Source organism: Variovorax sp. MHTC-1 (genome assembly GCF_003984645.1).
Taxonomy (GTDB): domain Bacteria; phylum Pseudomonadota; class Gammaproteobacteria; order Burkholderiales; family Burkholderiaceae_C; genus Variovorax.
On the sequence record NZ_RWKI01000027.1, the window covers coordinates 20,688 to 43,491 of the forward strand.

A 22,804-nucleotide genomic window follows, 5' to 3' on the forward strand; every position below is an offset into this window, starting at 1 on the left:
CAGCGCAGTCATATTTCAACTGAAAAGCGCCATCGCAATACTGACATCGTGCGGCTACATCCGGGTCAGACACTGTGCTCTCCCCGATCTGCAGGTGCACGACATGAAAGCCATCACGAGCATCCAGGACGCGCAAACGCCGATGGCGCAAGTACGCATTTGCGCACGTGCAGGTCATCGCGTGATCACGGAGCCGCTCACATGACACCCTCGACCGCCCTCTCATCCGGACCCACTCCGCTCACGCCGCGCGCGGACCCGCTGGCGTCCAGCTTCGCCACGAGCTATGCGGGAGTCGTCGCCTTCATCGCCGTGGTCACGGAAGGCAGCTTCGCCCGCGCCGCCGATCGCCTGGGCATCGGCCGCTCCGCGGTCAGCCGCAGCGTGCAGAAGCTCGAAGACCAGCTGAATGTCCGGCTCTTTCTTCGCACCACGCGAAGCACGACCCTGACGAGCGAAGGCGACCTCTTCTACGCCAATTGCCACACCGGCGTCGCTCGCATCGTCCAGGCCGTCGAAGAAATGCGCGACCTACGGCAGGGGCCGCCCCGCGGGCGCCTCCGGATCAGCGCGGGGGTCGGCTTTGGCCGCAAGGTGGTGGCGCCGCTGCTCGGCGAATTTCGAGCCGCCTACCCCGACGTGTCGATCGACCTGCTTCTGGACGACCGGCCGACCGACTTCATTTCGGACCGCGTGGACATCGCATTTCGCAACGGACGCATGGAAGATGCCCAGATCATCGCCAAGCAGCTGATCCCGATGCAGATGCTGGTCTGCGCCTCCCGCGGCTACCAGAAGGCCCACGGACTGCCCGAGACGGTGGAAGACCTGGTGCATCACCCGTGCATCAACTTCCGCTTCTCGTCGGGCCGGATCTTCGAGTGGGAGTTCAAGGTGGACGGCCAGCTGCGCAAGTTCCTGCCGCAAGCGAGCGTCAGCTACAACGACCCCGAGCTGGTGCTGCAGGCCGTGCTCGACGGCCATGGCATCGCCCAGATGGCTGGCTACATGATCTGCGATTCGCTCAGGTCCGGTGCACTGATTCCTTGCCTGGCGCGCCACGCACCCGATGACCGCGGCCACTACATCTGCTACCTGAGCCGCCAGCACATGCCTTCGCGCATGCGCGTCTTCATCGACTTCATGACCACCAGAATCCGTGCGTCGGACCTCCAGTGCCTGACGGACTTCAGCAGACCGACCTGAAGGTCGAAAGCCGCAGCCTTCGATGGCACGCCTGCCTTGGCTTACACGACGACATGAGCGGCCCGGCATCAGCGGGGCCTCTTGTGCCCTGCGAACCAGGTGTCGAAATCGAGCGCACCGATGCGAGGGCTGGGGCCCGGCACGAGCGAGTCGTCCTTGAGCTCGGACCATCAGCCGCCAGGGCGCAACAACCGCTCCATCACCCGAGCCAGTTCGGCAAGCGCAACCGGCTTTTTCAGCACCTCGGCGGCGCCCACCTCGCGGGCCCGGGTCAGCAGGTCGGCGCTCACATGGCCACTGACGATGAGCGCAGGCAGCTCGGTGCGGATGCTGCGCATCTCGCGGACCAACTCTGTGCCCGACAAGCCGGACATGCGATCGTCCGTGACAACCGCTTCGTACTGCTGGCCCCCTTGGCGGAAGGCCTCCAATGCCGCCGCGCCGGAACTGAACGCTTCCGCCTGGTAGCCCAGGTCGCGGAGGTTCTCCTGCATGAGGCGCGCAAGCGCTACCTCGTCATCGACCACGAGCACCTGCTGGCCCGTCCCCTTGGGGTGGCCGCCCCCGTCGATACTGCGCTGCTTCGCTCTGCGCGTCATGCAACCATTGAATGCGCGCCGAGGCACGGGAATGTGTCTTTCCGTCACCGCTGTGTGTCAATCGACACAATGCGGCTGGAAAGGCCGCTACGGATGCAGCACTCTCGCAAGACTCGTGGCGAGATCATGCGCGAGGAGCGGTTTCTTCAGCACCTCGTCGGCGCCCGCGGCGCGCGCACGCCCCGTCAAACCGCCGCCTACGTAGCCACTCATCAGCACGACGGGAATCGAGCTGCGGATGTTCCGCACCTCCTTGATCAGCGTTGCGCCGGACACCTGCGGCATGCGCTCGTCCGTGATCACGGCGTCGAAGCGCTGCGGGTCGGCGCGGAACGCCGCAAGGGCCGCTGTGCTGGAGGTGAAGCCAACTGCAACGTAGCCGAGCTCCTCCAGGGTACGCGCGGCGAGTTCCACGAGCGGCTCCTCGTCGTCGACGACCAGCACGCGCTGCCCGTGGCCACGCGGTAGCGCGAGCTCGGCGATGTCTTCGGAATACGTCGCGTCGCCCGAGCGCGGCAGATAAATTGTGAAGATGCTGCCCTTGCCGATCGTGCTGGCGACATCGATGGCTCCGCCGAGCTGGGTGACGATGCCATGCACCAGGGAAAGGCCCAAGCCGGTGCCGCTGCCGGCTTCCTTGGTGGTGAAGAACGGATCGAAGATCCGCTCTGCGATCTGCGCTGGGATGCCGACCCCCGTGTCGGCAACAACCAGCACGATGTATTCGCCTTGGTTCACGCCCTCGATCGTCGCCGCACGAGCCGTCTCGAAGCGCTCCAGGCGCAGGGTGACGGAAAGCACGCCACCGTTCGGCATCGCCTGCGCAGCGTTGGTGCCCAGGTTCATCACGACTTGATGGACCTGCGTCGCGTCGCCCAGCAGGGCCGCGTTGCCGGCACAGAGGTCCGCATCGAGGCGCACCCCGTCGCCCAACTGGGCTGCAAGCAAGTCCAGCGCCTCGCGCACTACCCTCTCCACGTGCACGGCGACACGCTCGGCGACACCGCTTCGACTGAATGCGAGCACGCGCTCGACCAGCGCGCGGCCGCGCTCGCCTGCGGCCACGATGGCTTCCACATCGCGCCGCAGCCGCGTTCCCGCAGGAGCGTCGCGCAGCGCCATCTCGCCGTATCCAAGGATCGCGCCGAGGATGTTGTTGAAGTCGTGAGCGATGCCGCCGGCCAGGATACCCATGGCCTCGAGCCGATGCGCCTTCTGCAAGTCGGCGTAGAGACGGGCGTTCTCGAGCGCGATCGCCGCCTGCGACGCAATCAAGTCCAGAACGGCGGTGCGCTGCGGCGTGAAGGCGCGCGCCGCCAGCGGATTCTCCAGGTACAACACGCCGATCAGCGTCGCCTGTTTGAGCAGCGGCAGACACAGAATGGACCGCGCCCGTTGCTGAAGGATATACGGGTCCGAGGTAAACGGACCTTGCGCCGCAGCGTCGTCGAGGATGACGCTCTCGTGCGTGCGCAGCACGTAGTGAAAGACGGACTGCGGCAGGCTGCCCGCGGCGACCGACTGGTCGCGCATCTGCACGTCGACTGCCTCGCCGTCCGCCCTCACCTCCGCCACGATCCAGTGCTCACCGGGCCGCGCAAGCACCAGCAGTCCGCGCCCCGCGCCGGCATGCGCGATCGCGATGCGCATGAGGGTGTCGAGCATCTTCTCGAGCACGATCTCGCTCGATAGCGCTTGCGATACCTTGATCACGGTCGCGAGATCGAGTCTCTCTACCGCCGCTCTGATGGTGCTCGTCGGCGGGATTTCCCGCTCTTCTTCCCGGATGGCCGGATACGCTTCGTCGAGCTGTCGAACCTTCCCGTCGGCTCCCCACCGCTGGTAGCAATGCCGGGCCCTGCGCAAGTAGAGGGTGCCAATGTCCTCGAAGCCTTGGGCAATATGGAAGCGGGCGGCCAGTTCATAGGCGAGCGCCTCGTTGTGAGCGAAGTCGTTCTCGCGCGCCGACCTGATCGCCGCTTCGTAAAGGCGCCCGGCATCGAGCTCCCGGCCCTCGAGGCGTGCAATCTCGGCGCCTACCAGCGCCACCCGGTTCTCGAAGTTCTCCGGGCAGTTGTCCGCCCATGTCTGCTGCTGCTTCTGGTGCGCAGCCAGAGCCTCGAGATGCTGCCGCCGCGCGTCGCCAGTCGCGCCATCGAGGGATGCCGCTCGCGAGAGTGCACTGAAGAAGTGATACTCCGCTGCTTCGAAGAACGCGGGAGACGTCCAGATCAGTCGCTGCGCATTCAATGACGCCTCGATCGCGCAGGAATAGTCTCCCGCGAAGAAGCGCGCCTGCAGCTTGCGTACCCAATACCAGCATTCCGCGATCACGAGCGCGCGATTGCTGGCCAGATGACGCTCGAACCCGACCTCGTCAAAGCCTTCATGATTGAAGGTGCCGAATTTCGCCGTCATCCCGCGCAGCGTGCGAATGAAGGCGCGCTGCGTCGAGATAACGTCGATCACCAGACCCATCCGGACATGGGTCGCGAATCCGAGACCGGTCTCCACTTCACGCTGCACCTCGGCCAAAGGATCGCCGGCGGCGAGGAGATTCGTGTACAGGACGTTGCAGCTGTAGGCGGCATAGGTGAGATCACCGATCCTGTTCGCGGCGTCGAAGCAGCGACGCTGGAGTTCTCGCCCCTTCTTGACGTGTTTTGTCCACGGCATGACGAGAGTCCCGAAATCCATGCAGGTGCGGGCTTGATAGCGGTGCAGTCCGCGCTCCTCCACCAGGTCGTAGCCGAGCTTGCCAAACCGGAATCCGCCTTGATAGTTTCCGAAACGAGGTCCGGCGAGCATGCCCAGAAACACATAGGCGTAGCACGACGCGTCGCAGTTGCCGTGCTCCAGGCTGAGACTGACCATCCGACAGATCACGAGAGCAAGGAGCCCCGGATCGGTGTACAGCGCAGGTGCGACGATCTCGGTGAAGACATCCAGAACATCGAGCATCTCCGGATCGGTCATCAAGGGAATGCCAAGCAGTTCCTCGATCTGGCGGTTTCCCAGCAAGGACCAGATTCGGTCGTACTCTCGCAGTACTTCCGCCTCGGTGGGATGCGCGGACCAATCCGTGTCGCGGCCTCTCAGGTATTCAAGAAAGACGTCCACCGCGCGATCGCTGCGATCCATGGCTGTATAGAGCGTCAGGCGCAAACGTGTGACGAGCGCGATGTCATGGGCACTTTTCGCGCGTTCTGCCAGCAAAAAAAGCCGACTCTCTGCAGCAGGCATATCCGAGCTCAGCAGTTCGCACTCCGCCAGAAGACATTCGATCGAGAAGACGAGGTTGTAGTTGCGACTCCAGGTCTCGTTCGTCAACAATCCTCGTCCGGCGTGGAGATAGTTGAGCGCCGAGGCGTACGCCGTCGAGAACTTCGCGCGCCTGCCCGCGATGAGGTTCAGTTCCGCGATGCGTTCACGCTCCGTGGCCGACGTGATCAGGTGAAGGCCACGGTTGAACTGGTTGACGATCTCGAAGATCTGTTCCTCGAGCTTGTCCGGAGGCGTGTGGGACGCCATCACCCTGCCGATGCGCAGATGCGTCTCGGGGCGTCGTTCCTGCGGGATGAGCGAGTACGCTGCTTCCTGAACGCGGTCGTGAAGGAAGCGGTACGAATCCTTCGATTGCAGGATGAAGCCCGCCTCGACCGCTTCCGCAAGCTGGGTATGCATCTGGTCCATCGAGTCCTGGTAGACGATGCGCACCATTGCGAACTCTGCGCTGTTGCCCAGGCAGGCCAGCTGCTTCAATGCGTGCTGGGTCTCCGGCACGAGGCGTGTCAGCTTGCCGATCATGAGGTCCACCACGTTATCCGTGTATCCCTTGGCGTGAATGCCATTCAGGTCCCAAGACCATCGCCCGTGGACATGATCGAAGGTGAGCACGCCTTCTTCGAAGAGCGAAGAAAGAAACTGGATTGCAAAGAACGGATTGCCCGTCGTCTTGCCGTGCACCAGCGCCGCGAGCGGGCGAGCATGCGTCGGTTCGCAATGCAGAGAATCCGCGACCAGCTGCTCCATGTCTGCATGAGTGAGAGGCGCAAGTACGATGTCCCGCAGCGACGCTCCGTTTTGGCGCAGGGATTGCAGCTTGCGGACCAACGGATGTGTGGAGTTCACTTCGTTGTCGCGATACGCGCCGATGAGCAGGAGATGGTGCACGCCCGGCCGGGCCAGAAGATCCTCCACCAGTTCAAGGGTCGCCACGTCGACCCATTGCAGGTCGTCGAGAAAGAGCGCCAGTGGATGCTCCGGCCGCGCGAAGACGCCGATGAAACGGCGGAGAACGAGCTGGTATCGCGCTCGCGCGTCCTGCAGCGCGAGCTCGACCACCGGGGGCTGCTCTCCGATGATCAGCGCCAACTCGGGCACGAGCTCCGTTGCGAGCCGGCCGTTCGGGCCGAGTGCCTCGCGCAGCGCGTCTCGCCAAGGCGCGAGGTCGGCATCGCTTTTGGCGAGAAGGCCCCGGACAAGGGTCTGGAAGGCCTGGGCGAGCGTCGAGTACGGAATATCGCGCTTGTACTGATCGAACTTTCCGGACGCGAAGAGGCCGCGCGGCGGGACCAGCGCCCTCTGCAGCTCGCCCACGACCGACGACTTTCCGATGCCCGAGTAGCCGGACACCAGCACCAGCTCCGGCGGGCCACCCCGGACCACGCGGTCGAAGGCGGCGAGCAGCGTCTCGACCTCCCGCTCGCGCCCATAGAGTTTTTCCGGAATGCGAAGCCGGTCAGACACGTCTCGCAGACCGAGCTCGAAGTCTTCGATGTCCTGACCGGCCTCGCAGTACGCAAGACAGCGTTGCAGATCGGCCGCCACGCCCGAAGCGGTCTGGTAGCGCTCTTCAGGCATCTTCGCGAGCAGCTTGACCACGAGCGCAGAGATCTTGGCAGGTATCCCGGGAGCGCGCTCGACGGGCGGCACCGGCTGGCGCGCGATGTGGCAGTGGACAAGCTCCATCGGGTCATTGGTGGTGAACGGCAATTCGCCGATCAGCATCTGGTAGAGCGTTGCACCCAGAGCGTAGAGGTCGCTGCGTGCGTCGACCGACCGGTTCATGCGTCCGGTCTGCTCGGGCGCCATGTACGCGAGGGTTCCCGCGATCGTTTCCGGCAAGTCCGGCGCCTGGCGCTCGCGTGCCACGCGGGAGGCGACGCCGAATCCAGTGAGCCAGGCTTTTCCGGTCGCAGGGTCAATGAGGACGTGATCAGGCTTTACATCCTTGTGGATGAGACCCTGCGCATGAACGCGCCCGAGGGTCACCGCCATGCCGATGGCAGCCCGCAGGAAGCTGCCGGTGTCCCAGGGCCGTCCGAGAAGTCCACTCAGCGGCTCGCCGCCCGGATCGGTCAGCACGAGTAAGCTGCGCCCGTGCGCCAGGGTGATCGCGAGCGGCCTCGCCGCCCAATCCGGGTCGAGGCTGTCCCTCAATCCGTACTCGTGCTTCAGCCGCTCAACGCTTCTGGGCATGGGTTGTTTCGAAGCGGTTTCGACCACCAGAACCGTGTCCGCGTCCCGCTCGGCCGCGCGCCGGAAGAGAGCGAACTCGCCATCGCGACGCAGTGCCGTCGCGCGTGGCCACGCGTCTTGAAGCGAAAGGGACATCTTGGACCTTCGTCGATGCGATGCACTCTGAAATTCGGCAACGCAGTGCAACGCGGACCGCTGCGTCAGCGGACGCATTTTCACCCACGAAGCGGCCGCGCTTCAATGGCATTGGCCATATGGTGAGCACCACGACCTGCCACTACTGGAGCAAGGACGACCAGCGCCGCATCTGGCCCCTGCCTTCGGCCAGGCCAAAGCGCTCAATCAGTTGCCGCCCGAGCTGCCCGCGAGCGCCTTCGGCAAAGACGGAGTATTTGCCGCCAAGTTCGATACCCGGCATGAATGCCGGGGCCGTTGGCCATTGCGCCCGACACCCATGTTCCCTTGGCAACGCCCATGACGCGGCGTCCTATGTCGTAGAGGACCTCGGTGGCGGCGAAGCCCCAGAGGATTTCAACCGAAGGCTTTCGGCGTACTGCCCCAGCCACTTCACCAGCTTGCCAAGGCAAGTGTAGTTGCCTTTCTTGCAAGCATCTTGGCAACAGGAAGCCGGTGTACGCACCGAGCCCTCATCGCCGAGAAAAAGATTCGCGCAGCGGCGCACCGTGTTGCCCGGCGATCACCAGGCTGCCTCGCAGCAACGGGCATTGGTGAGCGGCGCGCAACAGCGTGAGTCCTTCGGCGGACCTACCGCCATCGAAGTGCCAAACCTACGATCTGTTTCGTCTCGCAAGTCCGGAACACAGGTACTCAGCCAACACGTTCTTAGTCGAAACGAAATCTCATGACCACCAACACCATCGTCACGAAAGACGGCACGCAGATCTACTTCAAGGACTGGGGCCAAGGCCCGGTCGTCACCTTCTCGCACGGCTGGCCGCTCAACGCCGACGCCTGGGACGGGCAACTTCACTTCTTGGCGCGCAATGGCTTCCGCGTCGTGGCGCACGACAGGCGTGGCCACGGTCGCTCGAGCCAACCATCGTCCGGCAACGAGATGGACACCTATGCCGACGACCTGGCAGCCGTGATCGACGCGCTCGACCTGGAGCAGGTCAGCATGGTCGGACACTCGACCGGCGGCGGCGAGGTCGCGCGCTATATCGGTCGCCATGGAACCAGCCGGGTTGTCAAGGCAGTGCTCATCGCAGCCGTGCCTCCGGTCATGGCGAAATCCTCAGCCAATCCCGAGGGCTTGCCCATCGATGTCTTCGACGGCATTCGCGCCGGCGTCGCCGCGGACCGATCGCAGTTCTACAAGGACCTGGCGATCGCGTTCTACGGCGCTAACCGTCCGGGCGCGAAGGTGTCGCAAGGCATCCTGGACCAGTTCTGGCTGTGGAGCATGCAAAGCGGCCAGAAGAACGCCTACGAGTGCATCAAGGCCTTCTCCGAGACCGACTTCACCGAGGACCTCAAGAAGTTCGAGGTGCCGACGCTCCTCATGCACGGCGAGGACGATCAGATCGTGCCAATCGGCAACTCCGCACGAAAGTCGGCGCGGCTGATCGAGGGCGCCAGGGAAATCTACTACCCCGGCGCACCGCACGGACTCACCGCCACGCTCCAAGAGCAGGTCAACGCGGATCTGCTCGCGTTCCTGCGCAGCTGACCCAGCTGACCTATCCACCGGCCGCACGGCACAACGCAACCAGACCATGCTGAACCTCTTGCTGCAGACCACGATCGAGGGCGATCCGGACGACTGGAACGTCGGGCGCTTCAGTCGCTTGAGTTCGTTCTTGTCGGCTTTGCGAGACAAGGATGGCCAGCTCGCCTTCCGGGTGACGGCGCGCAATCGCACCCAGCGCGGCGCGCCGGACCCCGTGCTGTCGCATCTCCATGAATCCGATGTCGACCAGCTCTGGCTCCTCGCCGTGGATGGCGGCGATGGCCTGACCGCCGAAGATTGCGCCAGCATCAGCCGCTTTCGGCAACTCGGTGGCGCCCTCATGGTCACGCGTGACCACATGGATCTGGGAAGTTCGATCTGCAACCTCGGCGGCGTCGGGGCTGCACATCACTTCCACAGCCGCAACTGCGAACCGGACAAGGCCCGCCATTGTGTCGACAACCCTTTCGCGGCAAACATCTCCTGGCCCAACTATCACTCGGGCGCCAACGGCGACTTTCAGCGCGTCAGGCCCGTAGGCGACATCCACGCGGTCATGCGGGACGAAGAGTCGCCGACCGGCATCGTCCAGTACCTGCCGTCGCATCCGCACGAAGGTGCCGTCAGCGCGCCGCCCGACGATTCGAGCGCTCGCGTCGTCATGGAAGGAGAGAGCTCGGTGTCCGGCCGGCGCTTCAACCTGGCGGTCGCCTTCGAGCGCTCCGAGCAGGGTGGACGCGCGATCGCGCAATCGACCTTTCACCACTTTGCAGACTACAACTGGGACCCCACCGCCGGCAGCCCGTCGTTCGTGAGCGAACCCGCCGGCGACGGGATCGCCAGGTTTCCCGAGGCGCTTCGATCGACCCACCGGTACGTCCGCAACGTCGCGTTCTGGCTCAGCACCTGAAACCCAACTTGGAGGAAAGCCTGCGATGACCTCACGTGCGGCGCGCTCTCGACGCCCCCTGCGCACATGCGTGGCGTTCTGCGTTGCCCTGTTGCTGTCCGGCTGCGCGGTGGACCCGGCGTTCGAAAGGCCCGACAGCGGACTGCACGAGGTCACGCTGGCCCCGAGGTCGGATCACGCCGGTGCCGTGCAGCCTTCCGACTCCGACGTGCCCATTCAATGGTGGACACTGTTCAACGATGCACTGCTGACAGACCTGCAGAGGCGAGCGCAGGCTGACAACCTTGATCTGCACGTCGCATCCACACGCATCGAGCAAAGCCGCGCGCAACTGGGTATTGCTTCGGCAGATCTGTTGCCCAATGTGGGAGGCAGTGCTAGCTACTCGCGCGAGGCACTCAGTGAACACGGCAAATTCGCCGCACTGGGTGCACCAACCAGGCCCAGCGATTTCTGGCAGATCGGTTTCGATGCCAGTTGGGAAATCGACCTCTGGGGTCGTGCCCGGCGTGCGCGCGAAGCAGCCGAGGCGACTCTGGTAGCGGTGGCATACGAGCGCGAGGCGACGCGTGTGGCCTTGTCTGCCGAAGTGGCGCGAACCTACTTGCAATTGCGCGGCACGCAAGCACAGCTGGACATCGCACAACAGAATCAGGGTGTCGCTGAACGGACGCTCGGCCTGGCAGAAAGCCGTGAACGCAATGGCGTTGCCACGCGCTTCGAGACCTCATCCGCGCGCGCGCAGCTGGCCACCATCAAGGCGCTGGTTCCCGAGCTGATCCAGCGTCGCGACGTCCAGATGAACGCCCTTGCGCTGTTGCTCGGCGCACCGCCACGCACACTCGACGCGCAACTGCGCAGCGCGATGCCCCTGCCTGCGCTGCCCATCGATGTGCCGGTGGGTGTCTCGTCCGAACTGGCGCGCAGGCGGCCCGACATCCTGCGCGCCGAAGCTCAGCTCCATGCCGCTACGGCGGCCATCGGTGTGGCGAAGGCCGACTTCTATCCGCGCATCGGCTTGAAAGGCCGAATCGGCCTCGAAGCTTTCGAGATCGGCGACCTCGACAGTTGGGATTCCCGATTCTTTTCCGTCGGGCCGACGGTATTCCTCCCCATCTTCCAGGGCGGCAGGCTCACCCAGCGGCTGGCGCTGAACGAGGCGCAACAGAGAACGGCAGCCCTCACATACAGGCAGACGGTACTGCGAGCCTGGCACGAGGTGGACAACGCCTTGGATGCCTGGGCTGCCCAGCAGCGTCAACACGCTGAATTGCGGGTGTCCTACGAGCAGAGCATGGAGGCACTGCGGGTTGCGGAGCGAGGCTACCAGGAGGGTGCTGCCGACTACCTGAGCGTGCTGACTGCGCAGCGCAACCTGCTGGCCAGCCAGACCAGTCTCAACGCCAGCGCAACAGGCGCCGCGCTCACGCTCGTGAACCTCTACAAGTCGCTGGGCGGTGGCTGGAACCCGGAGCAGCTCGAACGTGCGTCGAGGGATGCCGAGGCCGTTCGTGCGCGCGCGCTGCCGGCGGCCAGGGTTGCGAATCTTGCACCTGCTGCCATTTCGGCAGAGGGCGGGCAATGACCTCCGCCACCTTGCCAGGGCGAGCCGCCCTGCCTGATGTCCAGGCCGCCCCAGCCGCATCCCCGATACGTCCGATGGCGGGACTGGTCGGCATTTTCCTCGCCGCGATGATGGCAGGACTGAACAATAGGGTCGGAGCACTGGCGCTGGCGGATGTCCGTGGCGCACTGGGCTTCGGCCTGGATGACGCATCCTGGATCTCTACGGCCTATACCGCCGGCGAACTGATCGCGATGCCGTTTGCCGCCTGGTTCGCCATCACCCTGTCCTTGCGCCGCTTTCACGGGTGGATGGTCGCAACCTGCGCCTTGCTGGCGGTGCTGATGCCATTCGCCCAGGATCTGAACTTGCTCCTGTGGCTGCGCTTTCTGCAAGGCATCAGCAGCGGCACCTTGATTCCCATCCTGATGATGGCGGCCTTGAAGTTCCTGCCACCGCACATTCGCCTGCATGGACTGGCGCTCTACGCGATGACCGCCACCTTCGCGCCCAATCTCGCCATCTGGTTGGCAGGGCAATGGACGGATGGCATTGCCGATTGGCGCTGGGTGTACTGGCAGATCGTCCCAGTCGCCGTTGTCGCCTCACTGCTCGTGAACTGGGGACTTCCGCGCGACGTCATCCAGATGGACCGCTTCAAGCGGGCCAACTGGCTCGGCATGGCCGTCGGCATGCCGGCTCTGGGCCTGATCACGGTCGCGCTCGACCAGGGCGTGCGGCTGGACTGGTTCAACTCGCCACTGATCGTTGTGGCGTTGCTGGCTGGGGTCGCCCTTCTGTTCGTCTACCTTCTGACCGAGTGGTATCACCCATCGCCATTCCTCAAGCTGCAGATCCTGGGGCGCCGCAATCTGGCACTGGGTTGCACCCTCTTCATCTTCCTGCTGGTCATTCTGCTGTCCGGTTCGCTGTTGCCTGCCGGCTACCTGGCGCAGGTCCAGAACTACCGGTCCATGCAGACGGCACCGATCGGCCTGATCGTGGCCCTGCCCCAGCTGGTGCTGGGATCGGTGGTCGCAATGTTCCTGTACCAGAAGTGGGTCGACGCGCGTGTAGTGTTCGCGCTCGGGCTGGCTCTGATTGCGCTGGCATGCCTCTCCGGAGCTCGGTTGGCGGCAGACTGGACCTGGGAACAGTTCGCCTTCGCGCAGGCGTTGCAAGCCTTTGGCCAGCCGATGGCGGTGGTGTCGATGCTCTTCCTGATCACCAGCGTCGTGCAGCCCGAAGAAGGGCCGTACATATCCGGAACGATCAACGCACTGCGCGCCTTCGGCTCGTTGCTGGGCTCGGCGATGGTTGGGCAGTTCACGATGGTGCGCGCCCGCTTCCATGCGGAGATGCTGCTGGACCACGCGGGCCTGGTGAGCAGTTCGCTCTCGAATCCGCCGGAGTCCTCCCAGCTGATGGCCATCATCGGCCAGCAGTCGCTGGTGTTGTCGACCGCCGATGCCTACCGCGTTCTCGGCATTCTGGCTCTCCTGGCGATCCCGCTCGTGCTGCGGCTGACCCATATCCCCGCGCCGGACCTGCGTGCCGCATCGACGAGCTCTCCTGCCGCCTCATCAACCTCACACGGATAGTCAGCCATGGCACTGCCGAAGACAGCCAAGATCATCAGCGCCGCACTGCTGCTCGCAGTGGTGATCGGTGGCGCGCTTTATCTGAATCGCCCCGCATCCAGCGCATCGACCCAGTCCACGGACGACGCCTATGTGCAAGCCGACTTCACGACCGTGGCGCCCCAGGTGGCGGGAACGGTGGACAAGGTCTTGATCGAAGACAACCAGTCCGTGAAGTCCGGCGACTTGCTCGCCACCATCGACGATCGTGATTTCGTCGTTGCCGTGAGCGCAGCGAAGGCCCAGGTTGAAGCGGCGCGTGCCCATATAGCCGGCCTGCAGGCGCGCCTGGTCCTCCAGGAAACTGCGATTCGCCAGGCGCAGGCCGCAGTGCGGGCCGACGATGCCTCGCTCAAGCTGGCCAGGACGAATCAGGCGCGCTATCGCAACCTGGCCGCGGATGGATCAGGCACCGTGCAAGCGCTGCAGCAGGCCGAGGCGCAGTTGAGCATCCAGCTGGCTGCAGGAGAAAAGAACCTCGCGGGACTGCAAGCAGCCCGCCAGCAGGTTGGGGTTCTCCGGGCGGATTTGGAGAGGGCCAAGGCGGCTCTTTCCCAGGCGCAATCCGGGCAAGCCGCCGCAGAACTCAAGCTTTCGTATACCCGCATCACCGCGCCGCTCGATGGCACGATCGGGCAGAAATCAGTGCGCGTCGGGGCCTTCGTGAATGCGGGGAAGCCATTGCTGGCGATTGTTCCGCTCGACGCCGTCTACATCGCAGCCAACTTCCGAGAAACGCAACTTGCACGCGTACAAGCCGGAGACGCCGTGGACATCGAAGTGGATGCCTTGCCGGGCGAGGCGCTGAAGGGCAAGGTGCAAAGCCTCGGTCCAGCCAGCGGCGTCAGCTACTCCGCCGTTGCGCCACACAACGCCACGGGCAACTTCACGAAGATCGTGCAGCGGCTTCCTGTTCGCATCAGCATCAATCCCGGCCAAACCGCGGCAGCGAAGCTGCGAGTTGGCATGTCGGTGACGCCGAGGATCCGTATCGGTGTCCGGCACGAGGGATTTCAAGATCAATGAACCGAAAGGAGCCTCCATGTCCATCCTCCTGCAAACGGCCGCCGAGACCCGTCGCCACGCGATCCTGAAAGAAATGGCTGATGCCCTTCGCAGCGCGAGCAGCGGCATCACGAGCATCGAGGCGGTCATTGCCACCACCAACGTCACTCCTCAGGAGATCGGCAACGCGTTCGGGGACAACCAAGGCCTGCTCGTCGCAATAGCGGAAGCGCTCGCGGTCTCGATGCTGGAGCCGCTCGATGACTGCACGACAGAAGTGGCTTTCCGACAGAAGCTCCTTGCATTTGGCCATCGAGTGACGGACGAGTACTCGGCTTCGCAGTTGAAGAACCTGTACCGAATCGCCGTCACGGAGGTCATCAGAAATACAGGGGTCGGCTGTGACTTCTACAACCACGGCCCAGGGCTTTTGACTGCCGGGTTGACCCGCTTTTTTAAGGCTGCTCAGACGGCCGGCATCGCTGTGGGACAAGACAGCCGCAATCTGGCAAGTCACCTCCTGGCGTTACTGAGAGCCAGCTTTGATCTTTCCGACACCTTCCCTGCGGACAAGCCGAACGAGTCGTCGCATGAACAGCGTGACGTCTCGCGGATCATCGAGCTGTTCTGCGTAGGCATCCAAGCGGGAGGCAAAAATGCTCAAGCTGCTCTCTAGAGTCAAGTCGCTAGCGTCGAACCGAGACAACGTTCCGCGCGGAACCACCGATGGGCGCTCGCACATTGATGGCGTTCCGGACGAACTGGCCATCGAAATAGACGCCGATGGTTCACCGATCACGGTTCATGAAGCGGACTGGTTCGTGTGCTTCGTCCCAGGACTGCAGCGGCAATGGTGGCATCGCTTCGCCAATGCCAAGCACAAGCACGTGTTTGCGCTGCGTCTTGTGGATGACGACACGTGGCTCCTCGTGGAGCCTTGGTGGACACGGCTGATGGTCAGTGTCCTGACCCTTGACGAGGCCATCAAGTTCTTGCGTTGGGGTGCCGCCGGCAACATCCTCAAGGTGCGCGAGGCGATTCCGGGACGAGGCAGCCAGGCGCGGGGCTGGTCGAACTGCGCCGTCTTGATGTCCTTTCTGCTCGGACGCTCCTACTGGACGTGGACACCCAACGGACTCTATCGGCGACTCATTGCCGATGCTCACGCGGAGCCGGTCGAACTGACGCAGTTCCTGAGCGAGCATTTCCGGTCAGTGGCGAACCGAAATGCCGACCAAGCGTTGAAGTCGCTCCCGAGTCGGACTGAGGAGCCGCTTGATGAAGTGCTGCGGGGCCTTGGAACCAGCGTCATGAGAGCCATGATGTCGCCGTCGGCGATCAGCCTGTACAAGGCGGCCGTGTCCGATCGCAGCCGCTTCAAGGATGCCGCGGCCGCCTACTGGACATTCGGGCCGAAGCGGGCGGTCGATCGCATCTGCGAAGTGCTCGAGGATGCACAGCGCCGCGGTGAGGTCAAGGTCGATGATTGCGCGCTTGCCGCGCGCCAGTTCGTAGCGATGCTCCGGGGGAACCTGCTGTTGGAGATCGTCTTCGGCTTGCGAGCTTCGCCGAATCCGGTCGAGATTCACGTCCATGTCATGTCGGTGGTCGCCATGTTCTTGCGCGGAGCCTGTCCAGTCGGCAGAGCGCGGATGCGCTCAACGTCGGCGAGCCATACATCAGGCTCTTCGCCTGGGTCAGACAGCGCCCCGGAACAGACATTCACCTGCGAGCAAGAGCGCTCCCGGCATGACGGCCTTGCGATAGAGAGGGACGAGGAGCCTCGAAAAGCTGTCAGCCTTCGCGCGACGCTGCGCAAGTACCTCTTCATCCCCGCTCAGATCATCCTGCGTTGCCAGGCACAGGCGTATTGAGCAGCTGCTGCTCCCACAGGAAGGCGATGCCGCTGCCGCCGGCATGCTGGGTGATCACTTCCGTCAGCGCGGCGGCTTGCTCGGTCCGCGCCCAATCGCGCTGCCATTCGGCCGCGAGCGCCATCCAGGTCATCATGTTCGCGCCGGCCGCGATCATGCGCTGGATGGCGACCTCATGGGCTTCGACTGAAACACCGCCCGACGCATCGGTGATCACCGTGACGTCCCAGCCTTCGCCGAGGGCCTGGATTGCCGGCATCGCGACGCACACCTCGGTCCACAGGCCCGCGATGACCAGCTGCTTGCGACCCGTCGCCTTCACCGCGTCCACCACCTTCCGATCCTCCCAGGTGTTGATGAACGTGCGGTCGATCACTTCTTGGCCGGGGAATACATCCGTAATCTGGGGAAAGAGGAGCCCGCCTCGGGCCGCGATCACCGTCGTCAGAATGGTAGGGACGCCGAAGGCCTTGGCGGCCTTCGCCAGCCCCGTCGTGTTGTTGATCACCATCTGCGGTTCGTGGCTGTTGACGTTCGCGAGTTGGTAAGGCTGGTGGTCGATCAAAACGAGCACCGAATCTTCTGGACGAAGAAGCGAAGCAAGGCCGTTGCGAAAAGTCATTGATGCATCCTTTGTTGCCGCTTTGAGCGGGGTTGATTTGCGGAAACGTTCGCCGGCGCGACGTTGCCTGGACGCATTGTGTTGTTCCCAAACCCGGTACGGTAGTACCATTTCACGGCAAGCTGTGTCGCGAAAAGAGGAACGCTGAGTTGGACATCGAGGAACTGCAGACCTTCGTGGAAGTTGCGGATGCAGGGGGGATTTCGTCGGCTGCGCTTCGGCTCGGCGTGGCCAAGTCGATCGTGAGTCGTCGCCTGTTGCGGCTTGAAGCGGAACTTGGCGTCCAGCTGCTGTCGCGATCCACCCGCGGGGCCGCGCTCACTGAGGCCGGGGCCACATTCCGAGACCATGCAGCCAGGGTTTGCGCCGAGATGGACGCGGCGAGGGAAGCGATCCTGCCCGCTGGCGACCTTCGCGGCCGTTTGCGCGTTGCGGCGCCGCTTTCTTTCGGGCCGACCCACTTTGCGCCGATCCTCGCGGAAATGGCGCGACGCCACCCTCAGCTCCACATCCAGGCCCGCTACAGCGATCGCTTCGTCGACCTCATTGCGGAGGGCTATGACTGTGCGATACGGGTCGGCTACCTTCAGGACTCCGGCCTGATCGCAAGACGCATCGGTCGCATCCACGGGAAGCTGGTCGCCAGCCCGGACTATGTCAAGGCGCACGGGTCGCCCGAAACCCCGGAGGAGCTCGGCGCGCACCAGGCCCTCATGCAGGGAACCGAAGCCTGGCAACTCATGGACGGCGACAGGATCATCACGGTTCATCCGCAGGGGCGCTTCAAGAGCGACAACGGCACCGCGTTGGTCGCTGCCGCGACAGCAGGACTCGGCATCGCCTACCTGCCCGATTGGCTCACCCACGAGCATCTGGCCTCCGGGGCACTTGTGCCGGTGATGACACGTCATCCGCCACCCCCGGCAGGTGCCTATGTCATCCGCCCGCCCGGTCAGCATCCCGCACGGAAGATTCGGGTCCTCACCGAGCTCCTAGTCGAGTATTGCGACCGGTCTCCACACCTCGCGGGGGCTGCACCGGTCTGAGTGCGCATCGCCGTTGAGGCTCCCCTCCCATTCCCAGATGACCCGCGCGATTCCAGAACTGCAGACACGGCGCTGAGCTTTGTCGATCCGTTCGCGCGCTGGCGCCTGAGGGCGCCTTGCAGGACATCGATAAAATTCTTCACCCCCTGAATCCTTTTGTCCTTCTTGCCCCTCTTGGTGAGGGAAGCAATCAACCAAAAGGATCTCCATGTTTCATCTGAAGCGCAATCTGCCGTTCTGGGAGCGCGCCGCGCGCCTTGTCCTCGCGGCCATCCTGGCAGGGCTGACTTGGACTTTCGCCTCGGGCCCGGGGAGTTGGGTGGGGTGGCTGACTGTCGCGAGCCTGGCGTTCACTACCATCGTGGGCTTCTGTCCGGCCTGCGCGATGATCGGACGCCGACACGTGGGAGACTGAGCGCATGCAGGACGCTCGCCTTCAACTTGTCGAGGCCGCGCGCGGTGGTCAACCCGGCGCGGTGCTCGAGCTCATGCGGGTGTGCCAGCCCGACGTCCAGCGCTTTGCGCGACGAACCTGCTCAACCAGCGAGGATGCGGAAGACGCCGTGCAGGAAGCACTTTGGCGGCTCTACCGCCATATCGGTGCGCTGCGGACGGCGGCCACGCTGGCCACCTGGCTGTTCCGGATCGTCGAGCGAGAGTGCTATCGCCTGTTCCGAGGCCGGACTCGGGCCGAAGCACTGGACGATCTTCCGGAAGCCGCTATCCCAAAAGCGCCTGTCACGCCTGTCGACCTGCGGCTAGACCTCGCGCGTGCGGTGGAAAGCCTGGCGCCGCCCTACCGCGAAGTGCTGATCTTGCGTGACGTGCACGAGTTGACCGCACCGGAAGTGGCGCTGCAACTCGGCCTCAGTGTCGAAGCGGTCAAGAGCCGCCTGCACCGGGCGCGTGGACTCGTTCGCACACAACTACTGTCGAGTGGCTACTGGCTCAAGGACGGCTCGCCTGAGCCGGCGAACCGCGAGCAATGAGTCCATGTTCTGCAGTACTTCCTTGACTGTCAATCGTCTGCGGGGCCTCGGCGCCGTCGGCCTCCTGTTCGCGGCCATGCTGCCGGACCTATTGCCTCTTCTACTCCGCACGGCATTTCTTGCCGGCGCCCTGTGGCTGATGCGTGGATGCCCCATGTACTGGCATGCAGGCCTTCGAGACCGTCTCCCGTCGCGCGCTGAAAGCGCGCGCATCTTCACCGAGTACCCAGCCATGACTCGATATTGCAAGGAGAAGCAATGTTAGTCAGACGACAGTTCAGAGGATCTTTCATGAGTGCTTTCCCCATACGCGCTGACGCGGTGCCTAGGCTTCTTGCAAATGACATAAGGTTGTTTCCGGCTGATAAAGAAACGGCGTCCTGTTTAGAGGCTGCGGGCTGTTATGAGGCGGGCGTGAAAAGGACCGTCCCCTGCGCGAGAACGCTGGTCCGGTCGTCTGCGCTTTTGATCGCACCTTGCAATTCGAGGACGCAGCCGCCCTTCGAATGCGCGGCCATCGACGTCACCTGCCACTCGATGAGCACGGTCTCGCTCGCCCGCACTGGACGCAGCAAGTCGAACGAGAAGTTCATTCCCAGCACGTTCCCCTTCTCGGCGAAATGGCTGGCGGTCAGTCCCATCAACAGGGAGGTGGTGTGGGTCGCGCTGGCGATCAACCCGCCGAAGCGCGTGCCCCGTGCAAACGCCACATCGTGGTGCAGGGGGTTCTCGTCTCCCGCGGCCAGGGCAAATGCCCGCACTTGCGCTTCGTCGAAGGTATGGGGTCGCGAGAAGCGGTAGCCGGGTCCGACGGGGGCAACGGCGGCGGCCTCGAACTCACCCATGGCTCGCGAGCCTGGTGATGGCGTCCTGGCTTCCGGCCTGCTGGCGCAAGCGGAACTTCTGGATTTTTCCCGTGGCCGTCTTCGGCAAGGGCGTGAAGATCACCCGGCGCGGACACTTGAAGTGAGCCAGCCGTTCGCGGCAGAACGAAATGATGTCTTGCTCGGTGGGCGCGGCGACACCGGCCTTGAGTTCGATGAACACGCAGGGCACCTCGCCCCACTTGCTGTCGGGCTGGGCCACCACCGCGGCATGCAGGACCGCCGGGTGTCCATGGACGACGTCCTCGATTTCCACCGAGGAGATGTTTTCGCCGCCCGAGATGATCACGTCCTTCGAACGATCGGTGATCTGCGCATACCCGTTGGCATGAAGGACCGCGACGTCGCCGGTGCGAAACCAGCCGTTGGCGAGCGCCTTGCGCGTTGCTGCCTCGTTCTTGAAGTAGCCCATCATCACGGTGTTGCCGCGCAGCATGAGCTCCCCCGCGGATTTGCCGTCGGGCAGGACGGGTTCGAGGGTGTCGGCGTCGCCAACCATGAGGCCTTCGAACATGGCGGCCCGCACGCCCTGGCGCACCCGCAGCGGGCCCTGCTCGGCGGGCGCAAGATCGTCCCAGCCGTCCTGCCACACGCAACTCACCGGCGTGCCGGAAACCTCCGTGATGCCGAAGACGTGCTCCACGTCGAAGCCCATCGCCAGAACCGCGTTCAGCACGGCGAGCGGCGGCGGAGACCCGGCGGTCAGTACGCGCACGGGACGAGGCAGCCGGGTGTCTTGCGCCGAGTCCGCGAGCATTGCCATCACGACCGGCGCTGCACAGAGGTGATCGATCTGGTGCCGGTCGATGGCCTCCAGCACCGCCTCGGCGGAAACCCGGCGCAGGCAGACATGGGTTCCCGCGGCCGCCGTCACGGCCCAAGTGAAGCACCATCCGTTCGCGTGGAACATGGGCAAGGTCCACAGATACTTCGGCGCCCGGGGCATCGCCCAGTTCGTGATCTGCAGCAGGCTCATGAGGTAGGTGCCGCGGTGGCTGGCGACGACGCCCTTGGGGTCTCCGGTCGTGCCGGAGGTGTAGTTCAGAGCGACGGGTTGCCACTCGTCGCTTGGCCACCGGCCGGGGAAGTCCGGGTCTCCGCTCGCCAGCAAGGATTCGTAGTCGGTCTCGCCGATGCGTTCGCCGGGTGGTGCGAGGTGATCGTTGATGTCGATGACCGCAGGTGCACGGTCGAGGAGCTTCAAGGCAGCGGCCACCGTGGCGGCGAACTCGCGGTCGACCATCAGCAATTTGCACTCGCCGTGACGCAGGATGAATGCGATTCCTTCGGCATCCAGGCGATGGTTGATCGCGTTGAGCACCGCGCCGGCCAGCGGGATGCCGAAGTGGGCCTCCAGCATGGCCGGCGTGTTGGGCGCGAAAACCGAAACGGTGTCTCCCGGCTGGATGCCTCTCATCGTCAGCGCCGACGCCAGGCGATGGCAGCGCTCCCGCGTCTGCGCCCATGTCCGCGTCAGATCGCCGTGCACCACCGCCACGCGTTTCGGATGCGCCAAGGCGGCGCGGTCGAGAAAACCGAGCGGAGTGAGCGGCACATGATTTGCCGCGCAGCGTTCGAGGCCCTGTGCATAGGATTGCGCGCTCATGCTCTTGTCTCCTTGGAGGTGTCGTGAAATGTCGTGAAGGCGGAAACCGGCTCCCGCTCGGTCACGAGCGAGTTCTCGATCGACGACGTGTCGGCGTAGCCCAGGCTCATGCCGCAGACCAGCATCTGGCCGCCGGGAATGTCCAGCACGTCCGCGATCTGGCGATGAAACTTCAGGAAGGCGGCCTGAGGGCAGGTGTGGAGGTTCCGGGCGCGCGCGGCCACCATCACGCTCTGCAGGAACATGCCGTAGTCCAGCAGGCTTCCTTCCTGGAGTTCGCGGTCCACCGTGAAGAACAGGCCCACGGGCGCATCGAAGAACCGGTAGTTGCGCCCGTGCTGCACGTGCATGCGCTGCTTGTCGCCTTTGGCGATGCCGAGCAATCCGTAGAGGTCCCAGCCGACTTTGCGGCGCCGCTCCAGGTAGGGGGAAAACCATTCGCGCGGGTAGTAGTCGTAGGGCTCGAGCAGTTCCCCCGACCTGCCGTGATCGTCGTCGAGCGCGGCAATCGCAGCCGACAGGCGGGCCTTTGCAGTCCCGGTCAGCACATGCACATGCCAAGGCTGCATGTTCATGCCGGAGGCGCTGTAGCGCGCGATCGAGAGGATCGCTTCGACCTCTTCTCTCGGCACCGGCCTAGGCAGATACGCCCTGACGCTGCGTCGGGTGGCAATGGCCCAATCGACCGCTCGTCGCAGCGCTTGTGCATCCAGCGGCGGCGCCATCATTCGGTTCATTCCAGATTTCCTAGCTGTTTCGAAGCCAAGCGAATGGCTCCGTCCAGACGGATCACTTCGCCGTTGATGTGTATTGGTTATCGACGACATGCAGCACCAGGCTCGCGAATTCGTCCGGTTTTCCCAGCCTCGGCGGAAAAGGCACCATCTGACCCAGCGCCTGCTGCACTTCTTGCGGCATCGCTGACAGCATGGGCGTTTCCATGATTCCTGGAGCAATGGCCACGACCCGGGTTCGCACGCGTGCGAGCTCTCGTGCGATAGGCAAAGTCATCGCGGCGATGCCTCCTTTGGAGGCAGCGTATCCGGCTTGCCCAATCTGGCCGTCAAATGCAGCGACCGATGCCGTATTCACGATCACGCCACGCTCATTCGGCTCCGTGATCGTGTTCTTTGCAATTTCTGCGGCGGCCAGCCGAAGGACATTGAACGTGCCGACAAGATTGATATGCAGGGTACGAACAAAGGAATCCAGATCATGGGGGCGCTCGCGTCCGAGGACCTTCTCCGCTGGAGCCACGCCAGCGCAGTTGATCAATCCATGCAGGTCGCCGAAGGTTTCGCGAAACTGCCGAATGGCGTTTTCGACATCTGCAGCATCCGTGACATCCGCGCGCACGGCAATCGACGTGTTTCCAAGCGCCTGGGCGAGGGCATCGGCCGCTGCACCGTTCTGGTCCAGCAGCAGCACAGCCGCGCCGGCCTTCACGAGACGTCGAGCGGTCGCGGCACCCAGGCCCGACCCTGCCCCCGTGACGATGAAGCCACGATTCATTACCTGCATTTTTTGTCTCCGTCGAATGCGCCAGTTGCAAACGCTCTTTACTGATCACTCTATCGGCCGAGAGCGTCAAGGTCGATGCCCAAAGACAGCGACACCGTTGAGGTAACCGGACATCTCTCCTGGCTCGGTCTTCGCGCAGCGGCAATCAATTTCTTGGAACGACCGCT

The 22,804-nt window shown here is 64.0% G+C and carries 18 protein-coding genes and 1 pseudogene; 11 read left to right on the forward strand and 8 right to left on the reverse strand.

All coding sequences use genetic code 11. The features are described 5' to 3' along the window. The first annotated feature begins 201 nt into the window (after positions 1–201). On the forward strand, positions 202–1,206 hold the full coding sequence (locus EJI01_RS25535) for a LysR family transcriptional regulator (RefSeq protein ID WP_126839926.1): 1,005 nt from the start codon (positions 202–204) through the stop codon (positions 1,204–1,206). Positions 1,207–1,376: 170 nt separating this feature from the next. Here EJI01_RS25535 and EJI01_RS25540 read toward each other — a convergent pair whose 3' ends face one another. The 3 genes from EJI01_RS25540 to EJI01_RS28910 all read right to left on the reverse strand — a co-directional run bounded on the left by EJI01_RS25540 (position 1,377) and on the right by EJI01_RS28910 (position 7,704). Beyond that, entirely contained in the window at positions 1,377–1,805 is a 429-nt protein-coding gene (locus EJI01_RS25540; RefSeq protein WP_126839927.1) for a response regulator, read from the reverse strand. An 87-nt stretch (positions 1,806–1,892) separates the two neighbouring features. Next, the gene (locus EJI01_RS25545) at positions 1,893–7,421 is read right to left on the reverse strand and encodes an AAA family ATPase (RefSeq protein ID WP_126839928.1); all 5,529 of its coding nucleotides are present in this window, start codon (positions 7,419–7,421) and stop codon (positions 1,893–1,895) included. Positions 7,422–7,563: 142 nt separating this feature from the next. After that, positions 7,564–7,704 carry a hypothetical protein gene (locus EJI01_RS28910; RefSeq protein WP_185879055.1) on the reverse strand — a complete coding sequence of 47 codons (141 nt, stop codon included), beginning with the start codon at positions 7,702–7,704 and terminating at the stop codon, positions 7,564–7,566. Positions 7,705–8,148: 444 nt separating this feature from the next. On the opposite strand from EJI01_RS28910, the gene EJI01_RS25550 reads away from it, so the two are divergent. The 7 genes from EJI01_RS25550 to EJI01_RS25580 are packed head-to-tail and all read left to right on the forward strand — an operon-like array spanning position 8,149 to position 15,969. Beyond that, positions 8,149–8,976: an alpha/beta fold hydrolase gene (locus tag EJI01_RS25550; protein WP_126839929.1), complete on the forward strand. Its 828-nt coding sequence runs from the start codon at positions 8,149–8,151 to the stop codon at positions 8,974–8,976. Between the two features lie 46 nt (positions 8,977–9,022). Continuing rightward, positions 9,023–9,886 (forward strand): hypothetical protein, encoded by an 864-nt coding sequence (locus EJI01_RS25555; RefSeq protein WP_126839930.1) that lies wholly within the window; start codon positions 9,023–9,025, stop codon positions 9,884–9,886. A gap of 25 nt (positions 9,887–9,911) precedes the next feature. Continuing rightward, on the forward strand, positions 9,912–11,471 hold the full coding sequence (locus tag EJI01_RS25560) for an efflux transporter outer membrane subunit (RefSeq protein WP_126839931.1): 1,560 nt from the start codon (positions 9,912–9,914) through the stop codon (positions 11,469–11,471). Continuing rightward, a complete protein-coding gene (locus EJI01_RS25565; RefSeq protein ID WP_221885714.1) occupies positions 11,468–13,051 on the forward strand; it encodes an MFS transporter in 1,584 nt (527 codons plus the stop codon). Before EJI01_RS25560 ends, EJI01_RS25565 begins: the two co-directional genes overlap by 4 nt. Positions 13,052–13,057: 6 nt before the next feature. After that, entirely contained in the window at positions 13,058–14,116 is a 1,059-nt protein-coding gene (locus tag EJI01_RS25570) for an HlyD family secretion protein (RefSeq protein WP_126839933.1), read from the forward strand. A gap of 16 nt (positions 14,117–14,132) precedes the next feature. Continuing rightward, positions 14,133–14,771, forward strand: coding sequence for a TetR/AcrR family transcriptional regulator C-terminal domain-containing protein (locus EJI01_RS25575; protein WP_126839934.1), 639 nt, complete (start codon positions 14,133–14,135; stop codon positions 14,769–14,771). After that, positions 14,752–15,969, forward strand: a complete 1,218-nt coding sequence (locus tag EJI01_RS25580; RefSeq protein WP_126839935.1) for a TetR/AcrR family transcriptional regulator C-terminal domain-containing protein — start codon at positions 14,752–14,754, stop codon at positions 15,967–15,969. The genes EJI01_RS25575 and EJI01_RS25580 overlap by 20 nt, the downstream gene beginning before the upstream one ends. Here EJI01_RS25580 and EJI01_RS25585 read toward each other — a convergent pair. Next, the gene (locus tag EJI01_RS25585; RefSeq protein WP_126839936.1) at positions 15,938–16,591 is read right to left on the reverse strand and encodes a hydrolase; all 654 of its coding nucleotides are present in this window, start codon (positions 16,589–16,591) and stop codon (positions 15,938–15,940) included. The two genes, EJI01_RS25580 and EJI01_RS25585, sit on opposite strands and share 32 nt — an antisense overlap. 149 nt (positions 16,592–16,740) lie before the next feature. Between EJI01_RS25585 and EJI01_RS25590 the strand changes: the two genes are divergently transcribed. The 3 genes from EJI01_RS25590 (at position 16,741) to EJI01_RS25600 (ending at position 18,626) form a co-directional block, all read left to right on the forward strand. Beyond that, on the forward strand, positions 16,741–17,637 hold the full coding sequence (locus tag EJI01_RS25590) for a LysR family transcriptional regulator (protein ID WP_126839937.1): 897 nt from the start codon (positions 16,741–16,743) through the stop codon (positions 17,635–17,637). A 208-nt stretch (positions 17,638–17,845) separates the two neighbouring features. Continuing rightward, the gene (locus tag EJI01_RS25595; RefSeq protein ID WP_126839938.1) at positions 17,846–18,052 is read left to right on the forward strand and encodes a DUF2892 domain-containing protein; all 207 of its coding nucleotides are present in this window, start codon (positions 17,846–17,848) and stop codon (positions 18,050–18,052) included. Positions 18,053–18,056: 4 nt separating this feature from the next. Next, positions 18,057–18,626 carry an RNA polymerase sigma factor gene (locus EJI01_RS25600; protein ID WP_126839939.1) on the forward strand — a complete coding sequence of 190 codons (570 nt, stop codon included), beginning with the start codon at positions 18,057–18,059 and terminating at the stop codon, positions 18,624–18,626. Positions 18,627–19,027: 401 nt separating this feature from the next. Here the strand turns inward: EJI01_RS25600 and EJI01_RS25605 are convergent, their stop codons facing one another. The 4 genes and pseudogenes from EJI01_RS25605 to EJI01_RS25620 all read right to left on the reverse strand — a co-directional run bounded on the left by EJI01_RS25605 (position 19,028) and on the right by EJI01_RS25620 (position 22,637). Continuing rightward, positions 19,028–19,471 (reverse strand): MaoC family dehydratase, encoded by a 444-nt coding sequence (locus EJI01_RS25605; RefSeq protein ID WP_126839940.1) that lies wholly within the window; start codon positions 19,469–19,471, stop codon positions 19,028–19,030. Further along, positions 19,464–21,116, reverse strand: coding sequence for an AMP-binding protein (locus EJI01_RS25610; RefSeq protein ID WP_126839941.1), 1,653 nt, complete (start codon positions 21,114–21,116; stop codon positions 19,464–19,466). The genes EJI01_RS25605 and EJI01_RS25610 overlap by 8 nt, the downstream gene beginning before the upstream one ends. Continuing rightward, the gene (locus tag EJI01_RS25615) at positions 21,113–21,853 is read right to left on the reverse strand and encodes a nitroreductase (protein WP_126839942.1); all 741 of its coding nucleotides are present in this window, start codon (positions 21,851–21,853) and stop codon (positions 21,113–21,115) included. Before EJI01_RS25615 ends, EJI01_RS25610 begins: the two co-directional genes overlap by 4 nt. Further along, a pseudogene (locus EJI01_RS25620) lies at positions 21,850–22,637 on the reverse strand (SDR family NAD(P)-dependent oxidoreductase). The gene EJI01_RS25615 and the pseudogene EJI01_RS25620 overlap by 4 nt, the downstream one beginning before the upstream one ends. Positions 22,638–22,804: the final 167 nt, after the last annotated feature.

Excerpts from the sequence above, each read along its gene's own strand:
- EJI01_RS25555 (WP_126839930.1), top strand. The coding sequence starts at position 9,023 with ATGCTGAACCTCTTGCTGCAGACCACGATCGAGGGCGATCCGGACGAC.
- EJI01_RS28910 (WP_185879055.1), bottom strand. The coding sequence starts at position 7,704 with ATGCCGGGTATCGAACTTGGCGGCAAATACTCCGTCTTTGCCGAAGGC.
- EJI01_RS25565 (WP_221885714.1), top strand. The coding sequence starts at position 11,468 with ATGACCTCCGCCACCTTGCCAGGGCGAGCCGCCCTGCCTGATGTCCAG.
- EJI01_RS25610 (WP_126839941.1), bottom strand. The coding sequence starts at position 21,116 with ATGAGCGCGCAATCCTATGCACAGGGCCTCGAACGCTGCGCGGCAAAT.
- EJI01_RS25585 (WP_126839936.1), bottom strand. The coding sequence starts at position 16,591 with ATGACTTTTCGCAACGGCCTTGCTTCGCTTCTTCGTCCAGAAGATTCG.
- EJI01_RS25560 (WP_126839931.1), top strand. The coding sequence starts at position 9,912 with ATGACCTCACGTGCGGCGCGCTCTCGACGCCCCCTGCGCACATGCGTG.
- EJI01_RS25580 (WP_126839935.1), top strand. The coding sequence starts at position 14,752 with ATGCTCAAGCTGCTCTCTAGAGTCAAGTCGCTAGCGTCGAACCGAGAC.
- EJI01_RS25605 (WP_126839940.1), bottom strand. The coding sequence starts at position 19,471 with ATGGGTGAGTTCGAGGCCGCCGCCGTTGCCCCCGTCGGACCCGGCTAC.
- EJI01_RS25550 (WP_126839929.1), top strand. The coding sequence starts at position 8,149 with ATGACCACCAACACCATCGTCACGAAAGACGGCACGCAGATCTACTTC.
- EJI01_RS25545 (WP_126839928.1), bottom strand. The coding sequence starts at position 7,421 with ATGTCCCTTTCGCTTCAAGACGCGTGGCCACGCGCGACGGCACTGCGT.
- EJI01_RS25595 (WP_126839938.1), top strand. The coding sequence starts at position 17,846 with ATGTTTCATCTGAAGCGCAATCTGCCGTTCTGGGAGCGCGCCGCGCGC.
- EJI01_RS25535 (WP_126839926.1), top strand. The coding sequence starts at position 202 with ATGACACCCTCGACCGCCCTCTCATCCGGACCCACTCCGCTCACGCCG.
- EJI01_RS25540 (WP_126839927.1), bottom strand. The coding sequence starts at position 1,805 with ATGACGCGCAGAGCGAAGCAGCGCAGTATCGACGGGGGCGGCCACCCC.
- EJI01_RS25570 (WP_126839933.1), top strand. The coding sequence starts at position 13,058 with ATGGCACTGCCGAAGACAGCCAAGATCATCAGCGCCGCACTGCTGCTC.
- EJI01_RS25600 (WP_126839939.1), top strand. The coding sequence starts at position 18,057 with ATGCAGGACGCTCGCCTTCAACTTGTCGAGGCCGCGCGCGGTGGTCAA.
- EJI01_RS25615 (WP_126839942.1), bottom strand. The coding sequence starts at position 21,853 with ATGAACCGAATGATGGCGCCGCCGCTGGATGCACAAGCGCTGCGACGA.
- EJI01_RS25575 (WP_126839934.1), top strand. The coding sequence starts at position 14,133 with ATGTCCATCCTCCTGCAAACGGCCGCCGAGACCCGTCGCCACGCGATC.